Origin of the sequence: Pedobacter miscanthi (assembly GCF_003315595.1) — a bacterium.
GTDB lineage: Bacteria > Bacteroidota > Bacteroidia > Sphingobacteriales > Sphingobacteriaceae > Pedobacter > Pedobacter miscanthi.
Map to the genome: position 1 here is coordinate 53,494 of NZ_QNQU01000027.1, position 17,247 is coordinate 70,740.

Below are 17,247 nucleotides of genomic sequence, written 5' to 3' on the forward strand. Positions count from 1 at the left end.
AAGATGCTTTTAATTCGTTCGTATAGCCAGTTCTTTTTTCATCAGCAGGTCTGTTTGCTCATCATCACCAAGCCAGAACGAATGTTTGCCAAAGGGTATAAAACCATTTTTCTCATAAAACCTTAAAGCCCTGTAGTTTTCTTCCCAAACACCAAGCCATACCGTACCAACTTGCATTTCGTAAGCAATATCAATTGCTTTTTGATAGAGGTTTTGTGCTACATTTTTCCCGTAGAATGCTTTTAATACGTAAATACGTTCAATTTCGAGTGCATCATTCATTTTTTCATTTTGTGCTTCGCCAGTATTGATTTTTAAATAGGCAACCACATTTCCATTCACCAGGGCAAAATAAAATTGAGAATCCTTGTTGTTCAGTTCCGTTTCCAGTTTCTCTTCCGAAAAGCTGTTTTCGAGGTAATCTTTCATGTTTTCTGCCGTGTTTACCCCGGCAAAAGCTTCAAAAAATGTAGTTCTCCCGATTTCCTGTAGTTTTTTAATGTCGGTAATACTTACCCTTTCGATGATGATTTGCTCCATGGCACGAATGTAACAAGTTATTAAATGATATGAAATGCTATTATTTCATTTATTAATGCATATTTTGCATTAATGGATCTTCAGCGAATCAAATATTTTTTAGCCCTTTCAGAGCAGCTTCATTATTGGAAAACAGCCGAGAAGGTAAATATCACGCAATCAGCCCTTAGCAGGCAAATCCAGTCGCTCGAAAACGAACTGGGTTTACAGCTTTTCGAACGCAATAAACGCAATGTAAAACTCACTCCTGCCGGAAAATTTTTAAAAGAAAAATGGGAGGTAGAGTTAAGTGAACTCGAATACATCCACCAGTTTGCCAAACAGCTCCATCTTGGTGAACGCGGAACAATCACTATTGCGCATCCCGATTCGATATCTGCCTCGCTGATGCCCGATATTTTAGCGATGATTACTCGTGAATTTCCACAACTTCAGATTAAACTGGTTCAAGTTTTATATGAAAATCAGCTTGAATTTTTAAAGAATTACAAGATAGATCTTGCCATTACCCGCGATATCAATAGCGAACCAGGAATCAGGGCAAAAAAAATATATTCCGATCATCTGGCGCTGGTGGTGCCGCTGGAGCATCCGTTTAAAAGCTTTGATGATTTATCAACCGAAAGTTTAAAACAGCAGAAATTTATCCTGCCCACAAATGATGGGGGGAGTAGTTACAGTGAAATTATCCAGGCCCTTTTTAAATCTTATGATTTTGTTCCTGATGTATTTCTCCACTCCGAATTTGGATCAACAATTATCGCATTGGTAAGAAAAGGTTTGGGGATTGCCATTCTGCCCGATTCTTATATGCACCATCAAAGCCCCGGACTACGGTTTATCCCGCTGCCTTTTAAAACCGATTTACTGATCAATTGGCGGGCAGATGATCATAATCCTGTATTGGCGAACATTTTGAAACTGGTTTTTGAAGGGTAATTCTATTTATGCATAATGACTATTTACAATAGCTGGCCTTTGGGACAGTGGGCGCTGAAATTTGATTATTATTAATCAAAAAAATATTTTATAGCAGTGTATAATTTACAATTTTAGTGCAAAAAAAGTGTTCAGTTTAAATAACTTTGTTTTTCAATCGGAGAATCGGGAAATCGATTTAGCTTGTTTTAAACCAAATAATTTAAAATGCCTTTAATTATTCTTAACATTATTTTCTGCATCTCGTTTTTAGGTTTTGCCTATGTAAACCTTAATGATAATGATGCTTTTCTTTGGGTATCCATTTATTTAAGTGCCGCAATATCTTGTGGCCTGGCCGCTGCTGGTAAATTTTATCCTGTAGCTTACCTGGTTTTAGTTGCCTTCTACCTTATATATGCCATTATCCTTTTCTTTGCCAAAGATGGTGTGCGCGACTGGATTACGAAATACAGACGCGAGAGCCTCGTGCAGAGCATGCAGGCCACTAAACCATATATTGAGCAAACACGCGAATTTTTTGGCCTTTTAATTATTGCAGGTGCACTGCTGATTAACTATTTCTGTTCGGCAGGTATTACCGCATAAATGCCTTTCGGCAATTTTATTTATGAGAGATGATAATATGAAGGCGGTAAAAGAAATAATATGGTCTGTTGTTAAAAACAATATAAGTTTGGAGGCCGAAAAGTGGCTGGAAGACTTTATGCAATCGCCAGATCAACCAGCACAGCTGGCTAAAACATTTGTGATGCTGCCACGTAAAACAGGCAAATTATCGGTTGCAATTAACGATGATCAACAAAAAGCACTGGATACGGCAGGCTTTGGCTATATCCGTAACTGGACGATCGACAGGCTTAGCCGGGTGTGGTTATTGGCCGGTATGGAGCTGGAAAATAAAGAACTTTTATTTTCAGGCATCGATCGTTTATTTCTATCAGCAGAGGTGAACGAAGCCGTAGCATTATATTCGGCACTGCCATTTTTGGCCCACCCTGAAATCTGGGTAAAACGCTGTGCCGAAGGGATCAGGAGCAACATTGGTTCAGTACTCGAAGCCATTATGGAAAATAATCCATATCCGCCGGCAAATCTTGATGAAGCAGCCTGGAACCAACTGGTACTAAAGGCTTTTTTTACTGAAAAGAACATTAAAAATATTGTTGATTTAGACGAACGCGCTAATGTTCAACTCGCGCTAACACTGGTTGATTATGCAAAAGAACGCTGGGCTGCCGGTAGGGAAGTCAATCCACAGCTTTGGCGTCTGGTAGGCAAATTTATCAACGCCGAAATTTTTGAAGACCTCAAAACCAGTCTGCAGCGTTATGATCAAGCCGAGCAACGTGCCATTGCACTGGCCGTAGCCGGATCAGATTACCAGCCGGCAAAAGATTATATCAATACCTTTCCCGAACTGAAACTGGCGCTTGCTGATGGAAGTTTAAACTGGGATTCAATTTAACCAATAAAAAAATTAAGATAAAGATATGTGTTGTAGCAGTTCAATCGCAAGCGATAAAGCATTGATGGGGGAGCCGGAGGCTTTTGATATCAGTAGCGTAAAAGGAATGAAATTCTTCGATCCACATGTTCACATGACTTCAAGAACTACTGATGATTACCAAGCCATGGCCGATGCCGGTGTTGTTGCGCTTATTGAGCCAGCATTCTGGCTGGGGCAACCGCGTACAGGGCTGGATAGTTTCAGGGATTATTATAGCAGCCTCATTGGCTGGGAGCGTTTCCGTTCCTCACAATTTGGTATTAAACATTATTGTACTATCGGACTTAATTCGAGAGAAGCCAATAACGAAAGTTTAGCCGAGCAGGTAATGGAAATCCTTCCTATGTTCATTTATAAAGAAGGTGTGGTGGGGATCGGTGAAATCGGTTTCGACGACCAGACTGCTGCCGAAGAAAAATATTACAGGTTACAGCTCGAACTTGCTAAAGAAGCAGGCTTGCCGGTACAGGTGCATACCCCGCACCGCGATAAGAAGAAAGGTACCCAAAGGAGCATGGACATTGCCCTGGAGCATGGCCTCGATCCGTACCAGGTTATCATCGACCATAATAATGAAGAAACCGTAAAAGAGGTATTAGACCGTGGTTTTTGGGCAGCTTTTACCATTTACCCCTTTACTAAAATGGGTAACAAGCGTATGGTCGAAATTGTAAAACAGTATGGCGCAGAACGTATTATGGTAAACTCGGCTGCCGATTGGGGTATCAGCGATCCGTTAGCAGTACCAAAAACTGCAGCTTTAATGAAAATGCGTGGGTTAAGCGATCAGGATATTGAACTGGTTACCTACCGCAATGCGATTACAGCCTTTGCCCAAAGCGGACAGATCGACGAAGCCGATTTTAACGCACAGGCAGACCTTACGGAAAAATTTGAAGGCAATACCATTTTGCGCGGCGGACAACAGCCCAGACCCGATAAATCTTCGATCATCATTAGCTAAATTGTATTGAAAAAATTAATTGTTTACCTGCGCATGATGCGCCCTGCCAATATTGTTACCTCTGTAGCCGATATTTTAGCAGGTATCGCCATTTCGGGTGTTTTAAGCAGTGGATTTTCCATTCCATGGCTTTCAATTTTGCTTTTAGCTGCCTCAACCGCCTGTTTATATGGTGGAGGCATCGTTTTTAACGACGTATTTGATGCTGAGCTTGATAAAATCGAACGTCCTGAGCGCGCCATCCCAAGCGGCTTGATCAGTTTACAGAATGCGACCACTTTTGGTACCCTTTTACTCTCTGGTGGAATTATATTAGCAGCTTTAAATAGTTTTACTTCGGGCATACTGGCGCTATTGGTTGCTGTTTTTGCCTTACTCTACAATAAATTTGGTAAACACCATTCTTTTTTCGGTCCGCTAAATATGGGTTTATGCCGTGGTTTTAATTTATTGCTCGGTTTAAGTATCGTGCCCGAAATGCTTTGCAGTCATTATTACCTGGCTGTTATTCCGGTGGTGTATATTTTCTCCATTACCATGACAAGCCGTGGCGAAGTGCATGGCGGACAAGCTAAAAACTTATACATCGCAGCTTTTTTATATGCCATTGTAATTTTTGCCATTGCTTCTTTCGCTTTTGCGAACGATCGTTTATTGTGGTCGCTGCTTTTTCTGGTGCCTTTTGCCTTTATGATTTTCAGGCCTCTTTTAAAGGCGATTAAACAACCTGTTGGCAAAAATATAGGGGCTGCGGTTAAAGCCGGGGTAATATCTTTAGTTTTGATGGATGCCGCCTGGGCAGTAACTTTCGATGCGCTGATTCTCGCTTTTGTAATTGCCGCTTTATTACCTTTATCGTTATGGCTCTCTAAATTATTCGCCGTTACCTAAACAACACACATTATCCACTGATATGGAACATTTACATCAATCGTTCACCGTACAATATAACTACAACGTTTTTTTTACTTCAGCTTTGTTTTCACCAGAAAACGAATTGCTGAATAGTTTTTTACTCAACTTAAACCCGGCGGTTACCGTAAAGAAAATTTTATTTGTAATCGACGAAGGCGTGGCCAATGCACACGTGGGGCTTGTTGCTGAAATTAAAGCCTATTTCTCCAGATATGATAAAACACAACTGATCCAGGATGTGCTGATCATCCCGGGGGGAGAACAGGTAAAAAACGATACGCGTTATTTCGATCAGGTGCTTGATGCCATTAATATCCATGGTATCGACAGGCACTCTTTTGTTGCCGCAATTGGTGGTGGTGCCGTGCTCGATATGGTGGGTTATGCTGCAACTGTAGCACACAGGGGCATTAAACACATCAGGATACCAAGTACCGTACTTTCGCAAAATGATTCTGGCGTGGGCGTAAAAAACGGCATTAACTATTTCAATAAAAAGAATTTTCTGGGTACTTTTTCACCACCTGTTGCTGTTTTTAATGATGAACTTTTTTTAAGCACTTTATCCGACCGCGACTGGCGTTCAGGTATTGCCGAAGCCATTAAAGTGGCCCTGATTAAAGATGCTGAATTTTTCGAATGGCTCGAAGCCAATGCAGCAGCACTTGCTGCACGAGACATTGAAGCAATGAATTACCAGATCTGGAAATGCGCCAAATTACATTTAGAGCATATTCGTAGTGCCGATCCTTTCGAAAACGGTTCGGCCAGGCCATTGGATTTCGGTCACTGGAGTGCCCATAAACTCGAATACCTCACCAATTTTGAGGTAAGGCATGGCGAAGCAGTAGCTATGGGCATTGCTTTGGATAGTGTATATTCTAACTTATCAGGAAGAATTTCCGCCGAAGAAGCCCAAAGGGTAATTAACCTGATCCAGCAATTGGGTTTTGAGTTAACGCATCCTTTATTACAGGTTACCGAAGGCAATAGTCCGATTTTACAGGGGCTCGAAGAGTTCCGCGAACACCTTGGCGGCCAGTTAACCATTACCCTGCTTACCGGCATTGGCAGTGGCGAAGAAGTACACGAAATCGATGCTGAGATTTTAAAACAGGCCGCCGAAATTTTAAATAACCAAACTGCTACCATTCAACATTAGGCCATGAAATTAAACTCCGGACATTTAACTTTCTGTACCAATATTTATGCCGGCGAAAGTTGGGAAGCGCATTTCGCGGTGTTGAAAGCTAGTTTTCCAGTGTTAAAAGCACAATTATCGCCCGGTTCGCCGATGGGGATTGGTTTACGCCTTTCTAACCTCGCCAGCACCGAACTTTTAGAAAACGACAATTTATCGGTTTTTAAACAATGGCTTCAGGATGAAGGCGGCTATGTGTTTACCATGAACGGTTTTCCTTATGGGGGTTTTCATCATACCAGGGTTAAAGATCAGGTACATGCACCTGATTGGACTACAGACGATAGGGTAAATTATACGCTCCGTTTGGCTGATATCCTTTCACAATTGCTTCCGGAAGATATGGATGGCGGCATTTCTACCTCTCCATTGAGTTATAAGCCCTGGTTTACCGATGCTGAGGCAAGAGAAAATGCCACAGCTACAGCAACCGCCAATATTATAAAAGTTGCCAAAGGCTTGCAGCAAATACAGGAACAGACCGGCAGATTGATCCACCTGGATATCGAACCAGAACCTGATGGTTTTCTTGAATCTGGTCCTGAATTTATCCACTGGTACGAAAATGTGCTTTTACCTGCCGGAAATAATGAAAATCTGATTAAAAAACACATCAATTTATGTTATGATGTTTGTCATTTTGCCATCGGATACGAACCACACACAGCTATTATTAGCGAATTGAATGATAAAGGCATTAAAATTGGTAAAATCCAGATTAGCGCTGCGCTGAAAGCAAAATTATCCGCTTCTACAACAGAAAGAACTTCGATATTGGATCAGTTAAGCCGTTTTGATGAACCAACTTACCTGCATCAGGTAATTGCACGCAAAAACGACGGTACTTTAATGCGCTATCCCGATCTTGCAGATGCATTGGCAGAGGGTGGAGATTTATCGGTAGAAGAGTGGCGGGCGCATTTCCATGTGCCTATTTTTGTAGAAGATATGGGCCTGATCCAATCAACCCAGAGTGATATAACAGAAGTATTGAGCCTGCAAAAAAGAGCACCTTTTACTGCCCATCTCGAAGTAGAAACCTATACCTGGGAAGTTTTGCCAACTGCTTTAAAAGCCCCTCTAAACGATTCCATTATCAGGGAACTGGCCTGGGTAAAAACATTATTAGAATATTAAAATTATGCATAAAACCGTAGTTATCGACATAGTGGGCCTGTCTGCATCCGTAATCGGAGCACATACGCCTTTTATCCAGAAATATATTTCAGAGCATCATTTCAGCACCATTGAGCCTTTGCTGCCTGCGGTTACAACTTCTGTACAATCGAGTTACCTTACCGGGAAATTTCCTTCCGAAACCGGTATTGTAGGTAATGGCTGGTACGATCATGCCGATGCTGAAGTTAAATTCTGGAAACAGTCTAACAAACTCGTAAATGCTGAAAAAATATGGGATCAGGCTAAAAAAGAAGATCCTAACTTTACCTGTGCCAATATGTTCTGGTGGTACAACATGTACTCAACGGTTGATTATTCGGTAACACCACGCCCAAATTACCTCGCCGATGGCCGTAAACTACCCGATTGTTATTCGCAACCTGCCGAGCTGCGCGATTACCTGCAGGATAAACTTGGTCAGTTTCCCTTATTTCAATTTTGGGGACCGGGAGCCAACATTAAATCAACCAGGTGGATTGCAGATGCGGCAATGGAAACCGAAAAACTTCATAATCCTACGCTTACTTTGATCTATTTGCCTCATTTAGATTATTGTTTACAAAAATTCGGACCAGATTTGGAAAAAATCAAGCCCGAATTACAGGAAATTGATCAGGTGGTTTCTGATCTGGTGCGTTTTTACGAAGAAAAGGGCGCCCGTATCATATTACTTTCCGAATATGGCATTGCGCCGGTTAACAATCCGATTCATTTAAACCGTTTATTCAGGGAAAATGGATTAATCCAGATCCGCGAAGAAAGGGGATTGGAGTTATTGGATCCGGGTGCTTCAAAAGCTTTTGTAGTGGCCGATCATCAGATTGCGCATGTGTACATCAATGATAAAAGTGTAACCAAACAGGTGAAATCTCTATTAAAAAATGCTGCGGGTATCGAATTGGTTTTAGATAAAGAAGAGCAGGAAAAACACCACATCAATCACGAACGTTCTGGCGATCTGGTATTGGTGGCCAAAGAAAACAGTTGGTTTAGCTACTATTTCTGGCTAGATGATGCCAAAGCACCCGATTATGCAAGGGTAGTTGATATCCATAAAAAACCCGGTTACGATCCGGTAGAAATGTTTATGACTTCTAAACTCCGCGCAGGTTATAAATTATTGAGGAAAAAAGCAGGTTTCCGTTATGTGATGGATGTAATTCCATTGGATGCAACATTGGTTAAAGGATCGCATGGCCGTACCAATGTAACAGATGAGTACAAACCAGTTTTGGTTACTTCGAAACCTGTAGGTAAAACTTTGCATGCGCCAGATGTTTATGATGTAATTTGGGAGAGTTTGACTGTTTAATATGAGGTGTCGTCACCCTGAATTTATTTCAGGGTCTTTATAGCACGAAAGATGCTGAAATAAATTCAGCATGACGGACCTGATGAAAAAAAGGATTCGGCTACAACTCTACCGGATTAGCCTACATCTGCCATTTCTGAAAATTAGAAATTTGTAATTATAAGAACCAGCATTAAACGGTTCACAAAAATAATTACACATGAAAACAGTTTTAATTACCGGAGCCAATAAAGGCATAGGCTTCGAAACCGCAAAACAGCTACTAACACAAGGTTATTTTGTTTATTTAGGCAGCAGGAACGAAAATAATGGTAAAGAGGCCGAAGCACAGTTAAAAGCTGCAGGTTTAGTAAATGTTGCGTTGATTAAACTTGATGTTACTGATATAAACTCCATCAATAAGGCAAAAGCACTTTTGGAAAATGAGTTGCCTGCGTTGGATATATTGATCAACAATGCAGGCATTCCCGGCGATCAGCCACAAAATATTTCGACCTGCGAGATGACAAACCTCCGCGAAATTTTCGAAACCAATTATTTTGGCGTAATCCAAACTACACAGCAGTTTTTGCCTTTGCTTAGAAAGGCCGAAGCGCCATCAATCATCAACGTCTCGAGCGAAGTGGGTTCTTTAACCATGCACACCACACCCGGTAGAAACACCAATTGGGATAATTACCATGCTTATGGTTCCTCTAAAACGGCACTTAATACTTTCACGGTAATGCTGGCAAACGAGTTAAGTGGCACAAACTTTCGTGTAAACAGTGTTACCCCAGGTTACACGGCTACCGATCTGAATAATTTTCAGGGCGTAAAAACGGTAGAACAGGGAGCCAAAGCCATTGTAAGTCTTGTTAATCAACCGCCTCCGGGTACAACGGGTAAATTTTTCAAAGAGGATGGCGAAATTCCATGGTAATTTTACCATATCAGTATTTTTTCTTAGTTATGTATTATAAACATCTCAATCAATGGCCAGTCAGCAGGTTCAACGGATAAAAAGTATTACCGAATATCACAGGGTGAGGGGACTTTCCAAACCCGAACACCCGCTCATCAGTTTGGTAGATTACGGCGATATGAAACATTCGCCTACCATTAATACGGTAAGCTGGGTTTTTGATTTCTATTTCATCGCTTTGAAAAAGAACATGACCGGCAGATTTAAATACGGACAACAGGAATATGATTTCGACGAAGGTACTTTGTTTTTTATTGCCCCCGGACAGGTTTTCAGGGTAGAAGTAACAGACGATTCACCCGATAAGTCAGGTTGGATGTTGTTAATTCACCCCGATTTTCTTTGGAATTTTCCACTGGCTACCACCATAAAGAAATACGTTTATTTCAGTTATTCGGTACACGAAGCGCTGTTTCTTTCCGAAAAGGAAGAAATTACCATGTCGGGTATTATACAAAATATCCAGCAGGAATACCAGGCCAATATTGATGCCTTTAGTCAGCAGATTATTATCTCACAGATAGAAGTGCTGCTTAACTACGCCGAACGTTTTTACCATCGCCAGTTTATTACCCGGAGGATTACCAACCAACAGGTTTTGGATCAGGTTGAAAGTTTTCTTGATCGTTATTTCGACGAAAATGCTGTGGAAAATGGTTTGCCCACTGTAAATGATCTGGCCGCAGAATTAAACCTCTCGCCCGATTACCTGAGTAGTTTGTTAAAGGTTACTACAGGGCAAAGTACCCAGCAGCATATCCACGATAAACTGATTGAAAGGGCGAAGGAAAAACTATCAACCACTACACTTACCATTAGCGAAATTGCCTATCAATTGGGTTTTGGTCACCCGCAATCCTTTAGTAAATTGTTTAAATCCAAAACCAATCTATCACCGATTGCATTCCGGCAATCGTTTAACTGATTCGGAAACTTACAATTTTAGCAAGGTTTAGGGCTTTACTTTTGAATCATTATCTCAATAAAAATAATGATGAAAAGATTAATCAAAGTAGCAGGCCTTGTTATAGTGTTATTGGCTTTAACCATTGCCGGACTGGAAATGAGCAGTTCTTACCACGTAACCAAAAATATTCACGAAGATGCTCCGGTGGTTACCAAACTGCAAATCGTTATTGATGCACCCATCGATAGCGTTTGGAAAATTTTTGCCGATGTAAACCAGTGGCCGCAATGGCAAAAGGAAATCCCAATAGTAAAATTAACGGCCCTTTGAAGGTGGGGACCTCTTTCGATTGGAAAACACATGGCTTAACCATCCGCTCTACCTTTCATACTGTTGAAAATAAGAGCAAAGTAGGATGGTCTGGTCCGGCATTCGGTTCATTTGCCATACATAACTGGCAATTCATTAAACTGGGGAACAAAACGGTTGTAAAGGTTGAAGAAAGTATGGAAGGCTAGCTGGTTTGGTTGTTAAGTAGTAAATTTCAATCTGTAAACAAAGCTTCGCTTATTTATTGGCTAAATGCCTTGAAAACTGTTTCAGAGAAATGATGTTGTTGCCTGGATAACTTCCTCAGGTTACCGTCATTTCGACTGGAGTGTAGCGAAACGGAGAAATCTGCCTCGAGATAGATCTCTCCGCTACGGTCGAGATGACGCCCGGCTTGTTAAATGAAATACAGCGGAATGCCCGCCTGCTTCGGACAGGGAGAAATTTGCCTCGAGATAGATTTCTCCGTTTCATCCGATAATTATCGGATCGAGATGACGTTTTTTTGTTGAATTGTCATCCTGAGCGGAGTCGAAGGATCCCTTGCGATGATTTAAAAAAGCCGATATTAAAGCCATTACCGGATTATTTAAAAAATGCCCATCTTTGATCATGGGCAATAAAGAAGCATACGATGGTTACCGCATTGCAGTACCGGTTGAATTTGATGAGCTTTTTTCGCACATTTATTTTGCAGAAAACAAATCCAGTAAACCCATTACCCAAACCTTATTGCCTACCTTTCAAACCATGATGGTTTTCAGTTTTGGTGCGCCGCTTCTATTACTTACAAAAGAGAACGAAGAAATATCAATGGATAAATGTCTGGTTTTCGGCCCTGTTAAGCAGGCTTTTACTTACGTAATTCCGGCAGGAGGGAAAATGCTGGTTGTAAATTTTAAGGACGATGCTTTTTACCGTTTTTTTGGTACCGCATCACTTAACGAATATCATCATCCGGATGATTTACTGAATGATAATTGCTTTACTGCCCTTTGGACAAGCCTCAGTAAAACCGATACTGTAGATGCAAAAGTTGAACAGATCCTTAATTTTAGCCGGCCTTATATACGCGACCGAAATCCTTTAACAGAACAGATTATTGCCTTAGGTGATAGCCCGAAAAGTCCGGTAAAGGAAATTTCTGCCCGGGAAAAGCTTTCTGAAAGATCAGTACAGCTGAACCTGAAAAAGCACCTGGGGTATTCGTCACGAGAAATTGGCCGTTATATGCGCTTTCTAAAAGCAATCGAACTTGTACAGCAAAGTACCATCGATAATAAGCAGGTAAACTGGTTCGAAGTGATCGAAACCTGTGGTTTTTACGATCAAAGCCAATTAATCCACGATTTTAAACATTATCTCAACCTTAGTCCGTCAAAATACCTGAAATTTCAGCAGGAAATCTGTAATTCGAGGGGCTGATATCTGTATTTCTATTCCCTTACAAACCTATATCCACAACCCTCAATACAGGGTGGATTAAGCAGGAGCGATTTTGCCGAAACTTTATAGCGGTAAGTCAATGGCATTTTATAAGTGTTGCTGAAAACTTCCATTCTTACGCTATCTAAAATCCTGAATGCATATATATCCGGAACAGCGTCACCTTTAAAATTTCCTGCTTTATCTGCTGATTTTTCTATAGTCAGGTATTTAGCATCACCGGTTACTTTTTTGTATCTGCCGCTTCCATCACCAGGATCAAACATGGTTTCTGTAAGTTTCCATTTTCCGTAAACTTCGCCAGGTCCATCTTCGGTGTCGTTTCTGTCCGTTTTCTTGCAGGAGGTATAAAAGATGCCTGCAATTGCTAAGAGGAACAAGAATATCTTTTTCATAAAGCTTTAATTTACAGCTTATACGGTGCAGATTACCAAAACGCTACTTGGAAATTGTTTTTTAATTAAACATTTTTCTAAACGCCAGTGGCGAAATTTTGGTTTTTGCCTTAAAGAGTTTGTTAAAAGACTGCGAATGTTCAAATCCCAGTTCATAAGCCACTTCGCTCACGGTTAAACTGGTGGCCGATAATTTTTCTTTTGCTTTCTCGATCAGTTTTTGATGGATATGCTGTTGCGCATTCTGTCCGGTGAGCGAACGGAGCAGATCGCTTAAATAACTAGGCGAAACATTTAAATGATCAGAAAGATATTGCACCGTTGGTAAACCTTTCAGCATTGGCATTCTGTCGTTAAAATATGCTTCCAGCAATTCTTCCAGTTTTTGCAAAAGATCGCTGTTAAGTACCTTACGCGTGATGAACTGGCGCTTATAAAAACGGTTGCTATAATTTAAAAGCAGTTCGATCTGCGTAATCATCACATCCTGGCTAAAATCGTCGATCCTGCTGTTCAGTTCTTCCTCAATGCTTTTAAAAATCGTAATAATGGTGGCTTTTTCCTTTTCAGAGAGGTGCAATGCCTCGTTGGTAGAATAAGAAAAGAAACCATAACTTTTAATTTTTTTGGCGATGGGGTACGACAATAAAAAATCAGGGTGGATCAATAAGGTGAATAAAGAGCAAACGCTTGATTCTAGATCTTCCTCGTGACCGATAATCTGGTTTGGAGCAGCGAATAATAAACCACCTTCATCGAAATCATAGTAACTCTGTCCATATTTTAACCTGCCACTTAATTTGGGTTTATAAGAAATCTTATAAAAATTTAAGATATGCGAGTTGGGCTGTCCGTTCATTTCAACCGGGTGATCTTCATTGTTGATCAGGCTAATCAGCGGATGTTTCGGTTGGGGCAGGCCCATCATCCGGTGTGCTTCCGTTAACGAACTGAATTTATACGGGATATGGTCTTCCTTTTTCATATTGATGTAATACAAATATAACCGATAAGCTTTTGTTTATCGGTTATATGGGTGATTTTCTGTTTGATTAACCTTGCGCTGCGTTCGATACCGATTCCCATTCTTCCCAGCTTGCTATACGCTCAGCATAAGCCGTACGTACCCAGGTTAGGTTATGGCTACCGAGGGATAACCGTAGCGGTGGGTTTTCTGTATCCACAACTTTGAAAATCGCATCTGGTGTGGCTTCCGGATTGCCTCTTTCCATATTTTGCAAACCTTCAAAAAACTGGTTTTTAAAGTCGGTATACACATCTAAGCCATCTGCAAATTTTAAAGATGCCTGACTTCCAAATTCAGTAGCATAAGCCCCTGGTTCGATAATGGTTACCTTAATACCGAATGATTTTACCTCGGCTGCCAAACTTTCGTGAATGGCTTCGAATGCCCATTTAGATGAAGCATAATAACCAATAACAGGTAAAACTACATGACCAAGGTTGCTCGAAGTGCCTAAAATATGTCCGTAACCTTGCTTGCGTAATATAGGCAGCGCAGCCTGGATTACTGCCACAGTTCCAAAAATGTTGGTATCATACATGGCCTTAACCTGATCGATAGTGGCTTCTTCAATGGTGCCCACAAGCGAATAACCTGCGTTGTTTAATACAATGTCCAGGCGTCCAAAATGTTCGTGCGCCTGTTGAACGGTTTTTTCTACCTGGCTGTAATTGGTTACATCCAGCTCAAGTGTCAATACATTTTCTTTATACTTTTCCTGTAGATCGGCAATGCTTGAAAGTGTTCGTGCTGTTGCTGCTACCTTATCGCCACGTTCTAAAGCCGCTGTTGCCCACACACGTCCAAACCCACGCGATGCACCTGTAATAAACCAAACCTTATTAACTGTTTGGGTATTTTTACCCTGATTTTCTTGTTGATGTTCCATAATTTTTTATCTGAATAAATGATGGATCAAAGGTGAGCAAGTTGGGTTTTTAATTTGTAGCCTAATTGAGGGCTTTTGTAGCCAAAATGAGGAATTACAAAATAATGATTAATGGGGAAAGATAAAATACCAAAAAACGTCCGGAACTGGCATGCCCAAAATAATTATAAACGTACTTTAAACATATCTTAATAAGTTTTAATCCTTAAAAAAACTTTTTTTTAGCTGTTGTTTTTGATGTGCAAAATACTGTTCTTTGCATCCTAATTTTAAAACAGTCTAAATAAGAATTAAAATGATCATAAATTTACTTTCAAGTTATGGTATTGCTAAACCGAAAGCAGGTGCTATAATTTTGTTTTTCATATATCTTTTTACTTTGGGGTCGGCGATGGCTCAGGGCAGTAAACCCGAGAAAGGTACAATCAGCGGTAAAATTACCATTATAGATGGTAGCAGTGCCCAGGGGGTAACCATAAAACTCAAAGAAATTAAAAAAGCGACCGTAAGTAATGCCGACGGAGAATTCGAAATTAGAAACCTTCCTTTTGGTAAATATACCGTGCAAATGGCGATGATAGGGTTTAACGGCACTACACAGAGCGTTGAAATTAGCCCTCAAAATCCTGTAGCCAACCTGGAACTGAAACTGGATTATACTTCTCAAAAGCTGGAAGAAGTCATCATTAGCAGCGGAGGAAACAGGTTTGCGAAAAAAGAGAGTGAGGATGTTTCTAAGATGCCTCTAAAAAACATCGAAAATCCGCAGGTGTACAGCGTGGTTAGTAAAGAGTTAATGAAAGAGCAGGTGGTAACCGATTACAACAGCGCTTTTAAAAACGTACCGGGAGCAGGGATTGCCGAAGTGCGTAACCAGGGCCGGACAACCAATATTTCGAGGGGTTTTGCCACACCTCAACTGGTAAGAAATGGTGTTGGAAGTTTTACCTATAACACCATCGATCCCGCCAATTTAGAACGTATTGAGGTAATTAAAGGTCCGGCAGCTACTTTATTCGGTAGTACCATATCTTCTTTTGGCGGTTTGTTTAACCGGGTAACCAAAAAACCTTTCGATACTTTTAAAGGCGAAATTTCTTATTCGGGTGCCAGTTACGACCTGAACCGTTTAACCGCCGACGTGAATACGCCCTTGAATGAAGAAAAAACAGCCCTATTAAGGGTTAATACTGCTTTACATAGCGAAAGAAGTTTTCAGGATGCAGGTTTTTACAAAAGCTATTTAATTGCGCCAAGTTTTTCTTATGTGGTAAATGATCGGCTTACTTTGGCTTTGGATGTGGAGATGAGCGGCTCGAAAGCCACTTCGCCAACACGTTTAACGATTGCACCGACACTTGTAAACCTGAAAGCAAGGAGTATTACCGAATTAGGAATTCCTTATAAACTTTCTTTCGCCAATAATACGGTTACCTATACCAGTCAGCAGTACAATATTTTTGCCCAGGCTAAATATAAGATCTCCGAGCAATGGAAATCACAAACTATCGTATCGCGTACCCGTTCATCTTCAGAGGGATATACGGTAGCTTTAAACCTGGTAAGCGATACAACATTAAGGCAAGTAGTTACCAACCAGGATTCTCCTTTTTATGGGACCGATATCCAGCAGAATTTCAATGGTGATTTTAAAATTTTGGGAATGCGCAACAGGGTAGTATTGGGATTCGATTTTTATAGTCTGCGTGCCACACGTAATGATGCAAATGTAAATATGCCCATTATAAGTCTCAGAAGCACAAGTGCTGCATATAACAACTTTAACTTAACCAAGATTGCCCCAATGTTCAGCACTGCTACATACGCTAATCTGGTTTCGAATGATGAAACAACCTACAGTGCATACGCATCTGATGTATTGAACGTTACCGATAGGTTATTGATTATGGCAGGTGTAAGGGTAGACCGTTATTTTAATGGTGGAACCTATGACTTTTCTACGGATATCACTAAAGGGAAGTACAATCAAACTGCTTTTTCACCGAGGTTTGGTGCGGTTTATCAGATTGTAAAAGATAAGGTATCGGTATTTGGTAATTATATGAATGGCTTCAGTAACAATGGCGGTTCAGATTTTAATGGAAATACGTTTAAACCAAGTTATGCCAACCAATTTGAAGGCGGCGCAAAATTTGATCTGGATAAAATCAGTGCTACATTTAGTTATTACGATATTAAAGTAACCAATACATTATATGATGATGTGGCCCATCCAAACTTTTCTTTACAGGATGGTACGCAGTTGAGCAAAGGATTTGAAGCAGAGCTTATTGCCAACCCTGTACCAGGTTTAAATATTGTTGCAGGTTATACTTATAATGATAGCCGTTACACCAAGGCCAAAGCCGATGTTGATGGCTTAAGACCATCTACTGCAGGTGCCCCAAAAATGGCCAATTTATGGGTTAGTTATCGTTTAATTAATGGAGCCGCCCAAGGTTTAGGTTTTGGTATAGGTGGAATTTATGGTAGCGAGTACAATCAAACCAATACCAATACGTTTACATTCAGCATCCCATCTTATACCGTGCTTGATGCAGCTGTATTTTATGACCAACCAAAATACAGGATCGGTTTAAAGGTTGATAACTTAACCAACGAACAATACTGGTCGTACAGGTTTGCTGCTCAAAGCCCTGCTAAGGTTACGGGTAATTTCACTTTCAAGTTTTAAGGGATAATTCGTAAATCATATTTAATAAGGCTGGTAT

The 17,247-nt window shown here is 40.7% G+C and carries 18 protein-coding genes; 14 read left to right on the forward strand and 4 right to left on the reverse strand.

Annotation, left to right across the window (positions count from 1 at the left end):
* Positions 1-9: 9 nt before the first annotated feature.
* A complete protein-coding gene (locus DRW42_RS24000) occupies positions 10-540 on the reverse strand; it encodes a GNAT family N-acetyltransferase (RefSeq protein WP_113951409.1) in 531 nt (176 codons plus the stop codon).
* Between the two features lie 72 nt (positions 541-612).
* On the opposite strand from DRW42_RS24000, the gene DRW42_RS24005 reads away from it, so the two are divergent.
* The 13 genes from DRW42_RS24005 to DRW42_RS24065 all read left to right on the forward strand — a co-directional run bounded on the left by DRW42_RS24005 (position 613) and on the right by DRW42_RS24065 (position 12,186).
* On the forward strand, positions 613-1,479 hold the full coding sequence (locus DRW42_RS24005) for a LysR family transcriptional regulator (protein ID WP_113951410.1): 867 nt from the start codon (positions 613-615) through the stop codon (positions 1,477-1,479).
* A gap of 207 nt (positions 1,480-1,686) precedes the next feature.
* Complete coding sequence (locus tag DRW42_RS24010; protein ID WP_113951411.1) at positions 1,687-2,067, forward strand: transmembrane 220 family protein; 381 nt, start codon at positions 1,687-1,689, stop codon at positions 2,065-2,067.
* 22 nt (positions 2,068-2,089) lie between these two features.
* A complete protein-coding gene (locus DRW42_RS24015) occupies positions 2,090-2,947 on the forward strand; it encodes an EboA domain-containing protein (RefSeq protein WP_208643629.1) in 858 nt (285 codons plus the stop codon).
* A gap of 25 nt (positions 2,948-2,972) precedes the next feature.
* Positions 2,973-3,953 carry a TatD family hydrolase gene (locus DRW42_RS24020; protein WP_113951412.1) on the forward strand — a complete coding sequence of 327 codons (981 nt, stop codon included), beginning with the start codon at positions 2,973-2,975 and terminating at the stop codon, positions 3,951-3,953.
* Between the two features lie 6 nt (positions 3,954-3,959).
* The gene (gene eboC, locus DRW42_RS24025) at positions 3,960-4,844 is read left to right on the forward strand and encodes a UbiA-like protein EboC (RefSeq protein WP_244215363.1); all 885 of its coding nucleotides are present in this window, start codon (positions 3,960-3,962) and stop codon (positions 4,842-4,844) included.
* A 22-nt stretch (positions 4,845-4,866) separates the two neighbouring features.
* A complete protein-coding gene (locus DRW42_RS24030) occupies positions 4,867-6,030 on the forward strand; it encodes a 3-dehydroquinate synthase (protein WP_113951414.1) in 1,164 nt (387 codons plus the stop codon).
* Between the two features lie 3 nt (positions 6,031-6,033).
* Positions 6,034-7,206 (forward strand): metabolite traffic protein EboE, encoded by a 1,173-nt coding sequence (gene eboE, locus DRW42_RS24035; RefSeq protein ID WP_113951415.1) that lies wholly within the window; start codon positions 6,034-6,036, stop codon positions 7,204-7,206.
* A gap of 4 nt (positions 7,207-7,210) precedes the next feature.
* On the forward strand, positions 7,211-8,560 hold the full coding sequence (locus DRW42_RS24040) for an alkaline phosphatase family protein (protein WP_113951416.1): 1,350 nt from the start codon (positions 7,211-7,213) through the stop codon (positions 8,558-8,560).
* A 199-nt stretch (positions 8,561-8,759) separates the two neighbouring features.
* Positions 8,760-9,482: an SDR family oxidoreductase gene (locus DRW42_RS24045; protein WP_113951417.1), complete on the forward strand. Its 723-nt coding sequence runs from the start codon at positions 8,760-8,762 to the stop codon at positions 9,480-9,482.
* A 52-nt stretch (positions 9,483-9,534) separates the two neighbouring features.
* On the forward strand, positions 9,535-10,449 hold the full coding sequence (locus DRW42_RS24050; RefSeq protein WP_113951418.1) for an AraC family transcriptional regulator: 915 nt from the start codon (positions 9,535-9,537) through the stop codon (positions 10,447-10,449).
* A gap of 66 nt (positions 10,450-10,515) precedes the next feature.
* Positions 10,516-10,761 (forward strand): SRPBCC family protein, encoded by a 246-nt coding sequence (locus tag DRW42_RS24055; RefSeq protein WP_147243800.1) that lies wholly within the window; start codon positions 10,516-10,518, stop codon positions 10,759-10,761.
* Complete coding sequence (locus DRW42_RS24060) at positions 10,719-10,949, forward strand: SRPBCC family protein (RefSeq protein ID WP_113951420.1); 231 nt, start codon at positions 10,719-10,721, stop codon at positions 10,947-10,949. The genes DRW42_RS24055 and DRW42_RS24060 overlap by 43 nt, the downstream gene beginning before the upstream one ends.
* A gap of 424 nt (positions 10,950-11,373) precedes the next feature.
* The gene (locus DRW42_RS24065) at positions 11,374-12,186 is read left to right on the forward strand and encodes a helix-turn-helix domain-containing protein (RefSeq protein ID WP_113951421.1); all 813 of its coding nucleotides are present in this window, start codon (positions 11,374-11,376) and stop codon (positions 12,184-12,186) included.
* A gap of 11 nt (positions 12,187-12,197) precedes the next feature.
* Here the strand turns inward: DRW42_RS24065 and DRW42_RS24070 are convergent, their stop codons facing one another.
* The 3 genes from DRW42_RS24070 to DRW42_RS24080 all read right to left on the reverse strand — a co-directional run bounded on the left by DRW42_RS24070 (position 12,198) and on the right by DRW42_RS24080 (position 14,515).
* On the reverse strand, positions 12,198-12,602 hold the full coding sequence (locus DRW42_RS24070; RefSeq protein WP_113951422.1) for a hypothetical protein: 405 nt from the start codon (positions 12,600-12,602) through the stop codon (positions 12,198-12,200).
* Between the two features lie 61 nt (positions 12,603-12,663).
* Positions 12,664-13,587, reverse strand: a complete 924-nt coding sequence (locus DRW42_RS24075; protein ID WP_113951423.1) for a helix-turn-helix domain-containing protein — start codon at positions 13,585-13,587, stop codon at positions 12,664-12,666.
* A gap of 67 nt (positions 13,588-13,654) precedes the next feature.
* Complete coding sequence (locus DRW42_RS24080; RefSeq protein ID WP_113951424.1) at positions 13,655-14,515, reverse strand: SDR family NAD(P)-dependent oxidoreductase; 861 nt, start codon at positions 14,513-14,515, stop codon at positions 13,655-13,657.
* Positions 14,516-14,810: 295 nt separating this feature from the next.
* Here DRW42_RS24080 and DRW42_RS24085 point away from each other — a divergent pair, with 295 nt between their 5' ends.
* The gene (locus DRW42_RS24085; RefSeq protein ID WP_113951425.1) at positions 14,811-17,210 is read left to right on the forward strand and encodes a TonB-dependent receptor; all 2,400 of its coding nucleotides are present in this window, start codon (positions 14,811-14,813) and stop codon (positions 17,208-17,210) included.
* Positions 17,211-17,247: the final 37 nt, after the last annotated feature.